12 protein-coding genes are annotated in these 12,557 nt (G+C 31.4%); 11 read left to right on the plus strand and 1 reads right to left on the minus strand.

Annotated elements, in window-relative coordinates; all coding sequences use genetic code 11:
* The 6 genes from VLC96_RS05615 to ctlX all read left to right on the plus strand — a co-directional run.
* The coding region (locus VLC96_RS05615) for a L17 family ribosomal protein (RefSeq protein ID WP_325261208.1) at positions 1 to 237 on the plus strand (237 nt) is incomplete at its 5' end.
* 236 nt (positions 238 to 473) lie between these two features.
* Positions 474 to 1,583, plus strand: a complete 1,110-nt coding sequence (gene carA / locus VLC96_RS05620; RefSeq protein WP_325261209.1) for a glutamine-hydrolyzing carbamoyl-phosphate synthase small subunit — start codon at positions 474 to 476, stop codon at positions 1,581 to 1,583.
* Between the two features lie 112 nt (positions 1,584 to 1,695).
* Entirely contained in the window at positions 1,696 to 2,988 is a 1,293-nt protein-coding gene (gene eno / locus VLC96_RS05625) for a phosphopyruvate hydratase (RefSeq protein ID WP_325261210.1), read from the plus strand.
* A 151-nt stretch (positions 2,989 to 3,139) separates the two neighbouring features.
* Positions 3,140 to 4,414 (plus strand): citrate synthase, encoded by a 1,275-nt coding sequence (locus tag VLC96_RS05630; RefSeq protein ID WP_325261211.1) that lies wholly within the window; start codon positions 3,140 to 3,142, stop codon positions 4,412 to 4,414.
* Positions 4,415 to 4,489: 75 nt separating this feature from the next.
* Positions 4,490 to 5,404: a dimethylarginine dimethylaminohydrolase family protein gene (locus VLC96_RS05635; protein ID WP_325261213.1), complete on the plus strand. Its 915-nt coding sequence runs from the start codon at positions 4,490 to 4,492 to the stop codon at positions 5,402 to 5,404.
* Positions 5,405 to 5,470: 66 nt separating this feature from the next.
* Entirely contained in the window at positions 5,471 to 6,406 is a 936-nt protein-coding gene (ctlX, locus tag VLC96_RS05640; protein ID WP_325261215.1) for a citrulline utilization hydrolase CtlX, read from the plus strand.
* 80 nt (positions 6,407 to 6,486) lie between these two features.
* Here ctlX and VLC96_RS05645 read toward each other — a convergent pair whose 3' ends face one another.
* The gene (locus VLC96_RS05645; protein WP_325261219.1) at positions 6,487 to 7,113 is read right to left on the minus strand and encodes a MarC family NAAT transporter; all 627 of its coding nucleotides are present in this window, start codon (positions 7,111 to 7,113) and stop codon (positions 6,487 to 6,489) included.
* Positions 7,114 to 7,348: 235 nt separating this feature from the next.
* On the opposite strand from VLC96_RS05645, the gene VLC96_RS05650 reads away from it, so the two are divergent.
* From VLC96_RS05650 to VLC96_RS05670, 5 genes are all read left to right on the plus strand, one after another.
* Entirely contained in the window at positions 7,349 to 7,717 is a 369-nt protein-coding gene (locus VLC96_RS05650) for a CoA-binding protein (protein WP_325261227.1), read from the plus strand.
* Between the two features lie 179 nt (positions 7,718 to 7,896).
* The gene (gene recR, locus VLC96_RS05655) at positions 7,897 to 8,517 is read left to right on the plus strand and encodes a recombination mediator RecR (protein WP_325261220.1); all 621 of its coding nucleotides are present in this window, start codon (positions 7,897 to 7,899) and stop codon (positions 8,515 to 8,517) included.
* Between the two features lie 64 nt (positions 8,518 to 8,581).
* Positions 8,582 to 9,373, plus strand: a complete 792-nt coding sequence (locus tag VLC96_RS05660; protein WP_325261221.1) for a polysaccharide biosynthesis/export family protein — start codon at positions 8,582 to 8,584, stop codon at positions 9,371 to 9,373.
* A gap of 17 nt (positions 9,374 to 9,390) precedes the next feature.
* Positions 9,391 to 11,844 carry a polysaccharide biosynthesis tyrosine autokinase gene (locus VLC96_RS05665; RefSeq protein ID WP_325261223.1) on the plus strand — a complete coding sequence of 818 codons (2,454 nt, stop codon included), beginning with the start codon at positions 9,391 to 9,393 and terminating at the stop codon, positions 11,842 to 11,844.
* A gap of 24 nt (positions 11,845 to 11,868) precedes the next feature.
* A partial coding sequence (locus VLC96_RS05670; RefSeq protein WP_325261225.1) for an NAD-dependent epimerase/dehydratase family protein occupies positions 11,869 to 12,557 on the plus strand: 689 nt, incomplete at its 3' end.

A 12,557-nucleotide genomic window follows, 5' to 3' on the forward strand; every position in this document is an offset into this window, starting at 1 on the left:
GCTAAAGTAGGTGACCGTCCAGGTGGATACACTCGTATCATTAAAGTTGGAAATCGTTTAGGAGATAATGCTGATATGGCAATGATCGAATTAGTAGATTTCAATGAACTTTACAACGGAGGTAAAAAAGAAGTTAAAAAAGCAAAAAGCCGTCGAGGCGGAAAAGCTAAAAAAGCAGAAGAAGCTACTGAAGCTCCAGCTGCTGAAGCTGAACCAACTACTGATGCAGCCGAATAATTATGAAAATAATCATTCAATAATAATAAAGGATAAGCTATTTATAGTTTATCCTTTTTTTTTGAAAATAAACTTTGTACAGTTTTAAACAGAGCATTTTGAATGCTTTTTTTTTTAAACAATTTAATGTCTTTTTGTTAGTCTGTTGATTGTGGTTTTAAATACAATTAATTATTCATTAAAAACATTGCGTCCACTGTTTTAAAAATTTAAATTTGCATAATATTAAATTACATATGAAATATACAACACGAAAAAGCGCTATTCTTTTATTAAGTGACGGAACTGTTTTCCATGGTAAGTCTATTGGAATTACTGGGAAAACCTTTGGTGAGGTTTGTTTTAATACAGGAATGACAGGATACCAGGAAATTTTTACTGATCCTTCTTACTTTGGTCAAATAATGGTTGCTACTAATGCTCATATTGGTAACTATGGGGTCAATGACAAAGAAGTAGAGTCTAACAGTATTAAGATTGCAGGACTGGTTTGTAAAAATTTTAGTTTTAATTATTCAAGAACTGATTCATCAGGAAGTTTAGAAGAATATTTTACTAAACAAAATCTAATATGCATTTCTGATGTTGATACTCGAGCGCTAGTAAGTTATATTAGAGATAATGGAGCTATGAATGCGGTTATTTGTACTGATGATACTCCGATTGAAGAATTAAAAACACTTTTGGCAGAAGTCCCAGATATGAAAGGTTTAGAGTTGGCTTCTAAAGTTTCAACTTTAGAACCATATTTTTATGGGGATGAAAATGCAACTTACAAAATAGCAGCTTTGGATTTGGGTATAAAAGAGAATATACTTCGTAATCTTGCAAAGAGAGACTGTTATATTAAGGTTTTTCCATATAATGCTACATATTTAGACTTAGCATCTTTTAATCCTGATGGTTTTTTCTTATCAAACGGACCTGGTGATCCTGATCCGCTGGAAAATGCAATACAGCTTGCTAAAGAAATACTTGCAAATAATAAACCTTTGTTCGGAATTTGTTTAGGTCACCAAGTTATAGCTTTAGCAAACGGGGTTTCCACTTATAAAATGTTCAATGGACATAGAGGAATTAATCATCCAGTAAAAAATATTATTACGAACAGAGGTGAAATAACTTCTCAAAATCATGGTTTCGCTGTAAACAAAGAAGAGTTAGATAATCATCCTGATTTAGAAATTACACATTTACATTTAAATGATGGAACTGTAGCTGGAATGAGAATGAAAAATAAGAATTGTTTTTCTGTGCAATATCACCCTGAAGCAAGTCCAGGGCCACATGATTCATCTTATCTTTTTGATCAATTTATTGAAAACATTAAATCTGCTCAAGACTAAAACGTTATCGTTAATAAATAATATTATATTAACGGTTTGTTAATAAAGAGTAATGATTTTTTTTGCTTAATTTTGAATAAAATACAAATTAATAATATAAAAAATAAGAATAATGAGTATTATCGTAAAAATTCACGCTAGACAAATTTTTGATTCAAGAGGAAATCCTACTATTGAAGTAGATGTGGTAACAGAAAATGGAGTTTTAGGTAGAGCAGCTGTTCCTTCTGGAGCATCTACTGGTAAATTCGAAGCTGTTGAATTACGTGATGGTGGAAATTCTTTCTTAGGAAGAGGAGTTTTGAAAGCTGTTGAAAATGTAAATACTAAAATTGCTGAAGAACTAGTTGGAACATCAGTTTTTGAACAAAACTTGATTGATCAAACTATGATTGATTTAGATGGTACACCAAATAAAGCTAATTTAGGAGCAAATGCTATTTTAGGTGTTTCTCTAGCTGTTGCAAAAGCTGCTGCTAATGAATTAGGTTTGCCTTTATATAGATATGTGGGCGGTGTTTCTGCAAATACATTGCCAGTTCCAATGATGAATATCATCAATGGAGGTTCCCACTCTGATGCGCCAATCGCATTTCAAGAATTTATGATTTTCCCAGTAAAAGCAACTTCTTTTACACATGCTATGCAAATGGGAACTGAGATTTTTCACAATCTTAAAAAAGTATTACACGATAGAGGTTTGAGTACAGCAGTTGGTGATGAAGGAGGATTTGCTCCAAACTTGGCTGGTGGTACTGAAGACGCTTTAGATACAATCAAATTAGCTGTGGAAAAAGCAGGTTATTCTTTCGGAGATGAAATTATGGTTGCTTTAGACTGCGCTTCTTCAGAGTTTTATGCTGATGGTAAATATGATTACTCTAAGTTTGAAGGTCCAACAGGAAAAATCAGAACTTCAGCAGAACAAGTTGAGTATTTGGCTGAATTAGCTACTAAATATCCAATTATTTCTATCGAAGATGGAATGGACGAAAATGACTGGGATGGTTGGAAATTATTAACAGAAAAAATTGGAGATAAAGTTCAATTAGTTGGAGATGATTTGTTTGTTACTAACGTTGAGCGTTTGTCAACTGGAATTGAGAAAGGAATTGCAAATTCAATTTTGATTAAAGTAAATCAAATTGGGACTTTGACAGAAACAATTGCAGCTGTAAATATGGCTAAAAATGCTGGTTACACTTCAGTAATGTCTCACCGTTCTGGAGAAACAGAAGATAATACGATTGCAGATTTAGCAGTAGCTTTGAATTGTGGTCAAATCAAAACAGGATCTGCTTCACGTTCAGATCGTATGGCAAAATATAATCAATTATTAAGAATAGAAGAGGAATTAGCGAATTCTGCATATTTTCCTGGAAAAAAGGCTTTTAAAATAAAATAATTGTAAAGAATTTGTTGTAATTAGCCATTCATCTATGATGAATGGCTTTTTTATTGAAGATTTAACAAATTCATTGTTTAATTAGTTTTAAATTAATGTGGAATTCCTTAGATTTGGCTAATTATAATTTAATTTTATTTCATTTAAAAATATGTCAAAAATAGCAATATTAGAGATCGACGGTAACAAATTTGAGTTTCCAATTATAATTGGAAGTGAAAATGAAGCGGCCATTGATATTAGTAAATTACGAGATATGTCTGGTGTAATTACACTTGATCCAGGATATAAAAATTCTGGTGCCTGTAAAAGTGAAATTACCTTTTTGGATGGAGAACTCGGTATTTTACGTTATAGAGGATATTCAATTGAAGATTTAGCTGAAAAATCACATTTCTTAGAAGTTTCTTATTTGATAATTTTTGGAGAATTGCCTTCATCTGAAAAATTAGAACAATTTGAAAAAGACATTAGAAAACACACTTTAGTTAGTGAAGAAATGAAGATTATCTTGGATGGATTTCCAAGAACAGCACATCCAATGGGAGTATTGTCTGCTTTGACTAGTGCTTTGACAGCTTTTAATCCAAAGTCTGTTGATGCAAGTAATGAAAAAGATATGTACGATGCAGTTTGTAAAACCATCGCAAAATTCTTGGTGATTGCTACATGGACATATAGAAAAAGTATGGGTTATCCATTGAATTATTATGATAATACAATTGGATATGTGGAGAATTTTTTGAGCTTAATGTTTAAGTTGCCAACTGGACCATATGTCTCTAACCCTGTAATAATCGATGCTTTAGATAAATTATTTATTCTTCATGCAGACCACGAACAAAACTGTTCGACTTCTACAGTGAGAATGGTTGGATCTTCACATGCTGGTCTATTTGCTTCAATATCTGCTGGTGTTTCGGCATTATGGGGACCTTTACATGGAGGTGCAAACCAAGCAGTTTTAGAAATGCTAGAAGAAATTAATGCCAATGGTGGAGATGCTGATAAATATATAGCGAAAGCAAAAGATAAAAATGATCCATTCAGATTAATGGGATTTGGTCATAGAGTTTATAAAAACTTTGATCCTAGAGCTAAAATTATTAAAAAAGCTGCAGATGAAGTACTTTCAACTTTAGGAGTAAATGATCCAATTCTTGATATTGCTAAAAAGCTGGAAGCAGCAGCTTTGGAAGATGAATATTTCAAATCTAGAAATTTATATCCAAATGTTGATTTTTATTCTGGGATCATCTATAGAGCTTTAGGAATTCCAACGGACATGTTTACAGTATTGTTTGCAATTGGAAGATTGCCTGGTTGGATTGCTCAATGGAAAGAAATGAGAGAAAATAAAGAACCAATTGGAAGACCAAGACAGGTATATACTGGATATCCTTTGAGAGATTACGTTAAATCATAATTCATGAAAATAGATTTTAAAGCTTCACTTCCGCGGTGAAGCTTTTTTTTTATCTTTGGTAAAAAAAATATAACAATGTTAGAATTAAATGTTAAGAATGAAACCTCAAGATTAAGGACTGTTGTGTTAGGTTTGGCAGTCAGTAATGGACCTATTCCAAAAATTGAAGAAGCATACGATCCTAAATCTTTAGAACATATTTTAGCGAATACTTATCCTATTGAAAGTGATATGATAGTGGAAATGGAAGCTTTTAATTCTGTTTTTAAAAAATACGATATAACTGTTTTACGTCCCGAATTGATTGAAAATTATAACCAAATATTTACTAGAGATATAGGTTTTGTGATAGACGATATTTTTATAAAATCAAATATTTTACCTGATCGTGAAAGAGAATTGGACGCTATTCAATATATACTTGATCAAATAGATCCAGCAAAAATTATTCGCCCTCCAGTAGAAGTTCATATTGAAGGTGGAGATGTAATGCTGTGGAACGATTATATTTTTGTCGGAACCTATAAAGGCAGCGATTATGCGAGCTATATTACTGCACGAACCAATATGAAAGGAGTTAATTTTTTAAAAGAATTATTTCCTAATAAAAAAGTAAAAGAATTTGATTTAGTCAAATCAAGGATTGAAGCGCGTGATAATGCACTGCATTTGGATTGTTGCTTTCAACCTGTTGGAAAAGATAAAGGAATAATTTATAAAAGAGGTTTCAGAGAAGAAGCTGATTATATGTTTTTGATTAATCTTTTTGGAAAAGAAAATTTGTTTCATATTACCAGAGAAGAAATGTATAATATGAATTCTAATGTGTTTTCTATTGATACTAATGTGGTGGTTTCTGAAAAAAACTTTACAAGATTGAATAATTGGTTGAGATCTAATGGATTTGTTGTTGAGGAAATTCCTTATGCCGAAATTGCCAAGCAGGAAGGATTGTTAAGATGTTCCACTTTGCCTTTAATACGAGATTAACATTATGTTTTGAGTTTTATTGATTAACTTTAGACAATAGATTTTGGAATAATAAATGACATAAATATGACGCAAACAACAAACTCCATTTTGATGATTCGCCCAGTTGCATTCCGTATGAATGAACAAACGGCAGTAAATAATTATTATCAAAAAGTTATAGATGATCTTTTGCCAGCAACAGTAAATGCAAAAGCACAACAGGAATTTGATGTTTTTGTTGAAAAGCTTAGGGCGGTAGGTGTAGATGTCACGGTGGTAGATGACATAGAAAAGGCAGATACACCTGATAGTATTTTTCCAAATAATTGGATTTCATTTCATGAGAACGGAGATGTAGCGCTATATCCTATGTTTGCCGAAAACAGACGTAGAGAACGTCGAGAAGATGTTCTGGATATATTAGAAGAAAAAGGGTTTATAATCAATAATATAATGGATTATACTTCTGCAGAAGAAGATGGTTTTTTTCTGGAAGGGACAGGAAGCTTATTATTAGACAGAGAAAATGGTAAGGCATATTGCGCGCTTTCACCCAGAGCTGATGAGGAATTATTTATCGAATTTTGTGAAGATTTTGAATTCACGCCCGTAATTTTTGAAGCTTTTCAAACTGTCAATAATGAGAGAAAATTAATTTATCATACCAATGTTATGATGTGTATTGGAGACACATTTGCCGTTATTTGCGCCGATTGTATTGATGATAAAAAGGAACGAAAAATGGTTTTGGATAGTCTTAGAGGGGACGAGAAAGATATAATTTTAATTACTGAACAGCAGTTGAATAATTTTGCCGGAAATATGCTTGAAGTAAAAGGAGTAGACGACAGAAGATATTTAGTAATGAGCACTTCAGCTTATCAAAGTTTGACAAAAAAACAAATTGCTCAGTTAGAAGAACATGTAACGATTTTGAGTTCGAATTTGGATACAATTGAAGCCTGCGGCGGCGGAAGTGCCCGTTGTATGATGGCCGAGATTTTCTTGCCAAGAGAATAAAGTTTAGTAATCAATTGATAAAAGTCCAAACCTTAAATGTTTATATTAAAGATTTGGACTTTTTTATTGGTTGGAGTGTGTCAAAAATTACTTTTAATAATATTGATTAGTGCACTTACAATATATTGAATTCCAATTGCAACTACAATAAAACCTATAATTCTTGATATTGCAACGATTCCCGATGCTCCGAGTATTTTTGCCAAATAATGAGCACTTCTTAAAATAATAAAAATTGAAATTGCAATTGCCAATATTGCCAATGACGAAATTATCAGCTCGTTCGTATTATGATGTTCTTGATAAAAAGCTATTAATAATGAAATAGAACCAGGTCCAGCTAGCATCGGAATGGCTAAGGGAGTTAGAGCAATGTCATTTCGTTTTTGGGCATCGTGTTCTATCTTTTTATTGATACCGCGCTTTTTGTTAAATTGCCCAGAAAGTAATGAAAATCCAGAACTTACGATGATCAATCCTCCTGCAATTCGTAGAGAATCAATGCTAATTCCAAAAAAACTAAGAACATATTTTCCAATAAAAAAAGAAATTATAAGAATCAAAAATACGTTTATAGACGTCCATAATGAGATTCTAGAGCATTCTTGCTTTGAATCGTTTTGGGTTAAGCCGACAAAAATTGGAACAGTTCCAATTGGATTTAATACAGAAAACAAAGCAACAAATAAGTAAATAAATAAATCCATCCAGTTTTGATTTTTATTTGTAAAATTACGATTTTCTCTATAACTAAGTTTAAAGAGCAGTTAGATTATTGTTATTTCAATAAGGAATGGAACAAATTGAAAAAAAGCTATTAAATTAATGGTTTGATGTAATTAGAAAATTTAAGATTTAAACTTAGAATACAAGGTTTAAAAGCAACTATTTAGTTATGACTAAATGGTTTTTGATTACTTTTGCATTTTATAAAAATTTATGATGACAAAAAATAAGAAGACATTAATTATCGGAGCAACTACAAAGCCTGAAAGAGCTGCTTTTAAAGCTATAGGAATGCTAGTTTCCAGAGGTCATTCGGTAATAGCATTAGGTCAAAATGCTGGTGAAGTAGCTGGTGTAAAAATTAATACTAAAGCTATTCCAATCAAAAATATTGATACTATTTCATTATATATAAATCCAACGCGTCAAAGAGATTATTATAATTATATCGTAGAGGCAAAACCTAAACGAGTTATATTTAATCCTGGAACCGAAAACCCAGAATTTTATCAGTTATTAGAACTAAATAATATCAAGTTCGAAATCGCGTGTACATTGGTTTTGTTGACATTGGATAAATATTAATTTTTTAGCATCTATTTCCGGTTGTCTATATTCTTCTTATCCCTAAAAAAGGTAAAAAAGGATGCTGTTACCATCTGGCATAAGCCATAACAAACAATTGTTCTAAAATTGAAATGCCAATTTGCTTTAAAACAGCAGTTTATAAATATAATTTGTTAAAATATTTACTTTTGTAAATCATGGAATTTTCTTCAAAATTAATAGAAAGGGCTGTTAATGAAATGTCTCAATTACCAGGAATTGGTAAAAGGACTGCTTTGCGATTGGTTTTACATATTTTAAAACAACCCAAAGAACAAGCTACTTTTTTAGCTCAGGCACTGGTTACAATGCGAGAAGAAATCAAGTATTGCAAAAGCTGTCATAACATTTCAGATAGAGAGGTTTGTGAAATTTGTAGTAATTCAAATCGTAATCATCAAATTATATGTGTAGTTGAGGATATTCGAGATGTTATGGCGATAGAAAACACTGGGCAATTTCGAGGAATTTATCATGTTTTAGGAGGTAAAATTTCACCGATTGATGGAGTAGGACCTAGCCAACTTACAATTAATTCATTAGTAGAGAAAGCTAAATTAGGACAAGTAAGCGAGATTATTTTTGCGTTAAGCTCAACAATGGAAGGCGATACAACCAATTTTTATATTTACAAACAAATAGCCGATTTGCCAATTGTAGTTTCAACAATCGCCCGAGGAATCGCCGTTGGAGACGAATTAGAATACGCCGATGAAGTTACTTTGGGTAGAAGTATATTACACAGAGTACCATTTGAAAAATCATTAAAAACCAATTAAACTGTTTATTAAGTATAAGGTTTTTTAAACAGTGATAAACTATATTTGCATTAAATAAAAACGAATGAACAAGAAATTACTCTATATATTTTTAATTATCAGTGTATTATTCACATCTTGTATACCAGTTAAGGACTTGGTTTATCTCCAGAAAAAAGGAAATTCTGAAAAAGAAAATTCGATATCAATGATCGAATCAAAACCTTATCGATTACAAACTCATGATGTAATAAGTATTACTATCAAAGCATCTGATCCCAAATTAGTTGCTATTTTTAACCCAACAGTAGATGGTTCCCAATCGGATCAATCCGAATCGGGTCTATATTTTAATGGTTTTACTGTAGATGATCATGGTAATATCAGAATTCCTGTTTTAGGAGAAATGAATGTTATGGGATTTACTTTAGAAGAAGTGCGCCTTAAAATTGAAAAGCAATTGCTGGAAGAATATTTCAAAGATAATGCAAGTATTTTTGTCGTAGTAAAGTTGGCCGGTTTTCGTTACACAATAAATGGAGAGGTTGGAAGTACAGGAACGAAAACATTATTTCAGGAAAAAGTAACTATTATGGAAGCTATAGCTAATGCCGGTGATATTACTACAACTGGTGATAGAAAAACTGTAACTATAATTAGGAAGACTCCAAATGGAACAGAGATGAAAGATTTGGACTTGACTAATATAAATGTAATGGATTCGCCTTACTATTTTTTACAGCCAAACGATTATATATATGTAAAGCCGCTTAGGCAAAAAACATGGGGAACAGGAACTACGGGAATACAATCTTTAACAACTATTATCACATTGTTGTCATTATTCACCACTACTTATTTTTTATTTAAAGGTTAAAATTAATTTCCCATAATATGTTAGATATTAAAGATTTTGCAGTTTTTGAAAACGGTCCAAGTTTTGATTTTAAGGGTTTTTTACTTAAAATTTTAAGTTATTGGAAATGGTTTTTAGCATCTGTAATTATTGCTATGCTTATTGCTTATCAGATTAATGTACGTAAAGAAAAGATTTATAGTATCGAGACTTTAATTTCGGTCAAAGAAGAAACAAATCCTCTTTTTACGTCAAGTACTAATCTAGTCTTTAATTGGGGAGGAGCATCAGATCAGATTCAAACTATTATGACCACTTTGCAATCCCGTTCTCATAATGAATTGGTTGTAGATAAATTACAATTTTATATCGATTATTTAGTTCAAGGCAAATATAATCTGGAAGATGCTTATGGGGCTGTTCCATTTTATATAGAAATTGATAAAAGACAAGGACAGTTAGCTGGTAATCTTATTGGAATTAAATTTTTAAGTAAAAATGAGTATCAATTAAGGATTCTTTTTGAAGGAAATTCGGTTTCATTAATTCATTATTTTGATAATAGTTATACCAATACCTCAGTTGTTGAAGGCGAATTTGTGAAAAAATATAAAGTTGGAGAACAAGTATCATTGCCTTTTTTGAATTGGAAATTACAAATAAAAGAAAATCCAGGTTTATATAAAGGAAACGAGTATTTTGTTCGTTTTAATGATTTTGACGGAACTGTTTCAAATTACAGAAATGTTAATGTTCGTGCTGATGACAAAGGAAGTTCGATAATGACATTGGCAATGCAAGGCACCAACAAGGCTCGAATGGTTGAATATCTTAATTCAACTGTAAAGATGTTAATAAAAAGGGAACTTGATGGTAAAAATCAATTTGCAACTAATACTGTAAATTTTATCGATAGTACACTTATTGCAATGGAATCACAGTTGAAAAAAACGGGTGATGAGTTAAAATCTTTTAGAAAAGGTAAGAATATCTATGAAGTTGAAGGTGAAGGCGGAGCCAAATTCTCAGACAAAATTCTTGATTTCGATACAGAAAAGGATGCTATTAATAGAAAAATAACGTATTATAATTCATTAAAATCATATTTAAAAAATAGTGTTGATTATTCAAAATTACCTGCTCCATCTGTAGCCGGAATTGAAGACCCCAATATTGTTGTCAATGTGTCTAAATTAATTGCTCTTTCTACTCAAAGATCAGAGATGGCTTATGCGGTGAAAAGCGAAAAAATATTTAGAGATTTCGATAATCAAATGGAGGCTGTTAAGAATGTTTTGTTAGAAAACATAACTACAGCTAAATCATCTTTACAATATGATCTGGCAATGATCGAAAGTAAAATAAATCAAACAGAAAGCAAGATTAAAAGCTTGCCCGATGAGCAGCAAGAACTAATTAAGATCAAAAGAAAATATGACTTAAATGACAATATCTACAATACCTTTTTGCAAAAAAGAAGTGAAGCAGATATTGTAAAAGCTGCTAATTTATCAGATATTCATTTTATAGATCCGGCTAAAGATATTGGAGGAGGGCTTATCGGACCAAAAACTGGAGTGAATTATATTTTGGCTTTATTTTTAGGACTACTATTGCCTTTGTTGATTATTACAATTCTCTTTTTTATTAATAATACGATTCAAAATCCTGATGATATTAATAGGTTAACCTCTATTCCGTTGATTGGTATCGTTGGAATGAATCATGATAAAAGTGAATTGGCGGTTTTTGACAAACCCAAATCTGCATTATCAGAATCTTTTAGGGCTATTCGATCTTCGCTTCAATTTTTATACAAAAAAAATAATATTGCTGGAGCGAAAACTCTAATGATAACTTCGTCAGTGAGTGGAGAAGGAAAAACATTCTGTTCTATTAATATCGCCACAGTATTTGCCTTAAGCGAAAAAAAGACTGTAATTATAGGATTGGATTTAAGGAAACCAAAATTATTTGAAGAATTTAATTTGTCTAATACTGTAGGTGTGGTAAATTATTTGATCAAAGATAAAAGTTTGGATGAAATTATAAATCATACTTCAATACCTCATTTGGATGTAATATTGTCCGGTCCAATTCCGCCAAACCCTTCTGAATTGATTTTGAGTGATGGAATGAAAGAATTAATCGAAGAGCTCAAAACTAAATATGATTATATAATACTAGATACACCTCCAGTAGGATTAGTAGCCGATTCTCTTGAATTGGTACAATATAGTGATGTTACTTTATATATAGTTAGGCAAAATTTTACCAAAAAGGAGATGATAACATTATTAAATAATAGAGTTATTCGCGAAGAACTTAATAATACAAGTATCATTTTGAATGGATTCGAAAATAAAGCTAAATATGGAGGTGGTTACGGTTATGGTTACGGTTACGGCAACGGTAATTATTCCAATGGCTATCATGAAGTTGAGGAGAAAAAAAGCTTTATCGACAAAATATTCAATAGAAAAAAGAGTTAGTATTAGATTTAAAAAAAAAATGTAATGACAGAAAATATTAAAAATACAATCTTAATTACTGGAGGAGCAGGATTTATTGGGTCTAATCTTTGTGAATATTTTTTGTCTAAAAATTACAAAGTTGTTTGTTTAGATAATTTTACTACTGGATATCGCCACAATTTGAAGGATTTTATAAATCATGATAATTTCAATTTAATTGAGGGTGATATACGAAATTTAGAGACTTGTCATCAGGCAGTATCAGGTGTTGATTATGTTTTGCACCAGGCAGCGTTGGGTTCAGTTCCCAGGTCTATCAATGATCCTATTACTACGAATGATGTGAATGTTTCTGGTTTTTTGAATATGTTAGTTGCAGCGAGAGACGCCAATGTTAAACGATTTGTATATGCAGCTAGTTCTTCTACATACGGAGATTCTGAAGGTCTACCGAAAGTTGAGGAAGTCATTGGAAAACCACTTTCTCCTTATGCTATTACCAAATATGTAAATGAGTTGTATGCCGAAATTTTTAGTAGAACTTACGGTTTGCAAACTATTGGGTTGAGATATTTTAATGTTTTTGGTCGAAAACAAGATCCAAACGGAGCTTATGCGGCTGTGATTCCTAAGTTTGTAATACAATTAATGCAACATGAAAGTCCAAAAATAAATGGTGATGGGAATTATTCGCGAGATTTTACGTATATTGACAACGTAATACAAATGAA

Origin of the sequence: Flavobacterium sp. (genome assembly GCF_035456085.1) — a bacterium.
Classification (GTDB): Bacteria; Bacteroidota; Bacteroidia; order Flavobacteriales; family Flavobacteriaceae; genus Flavobacterium.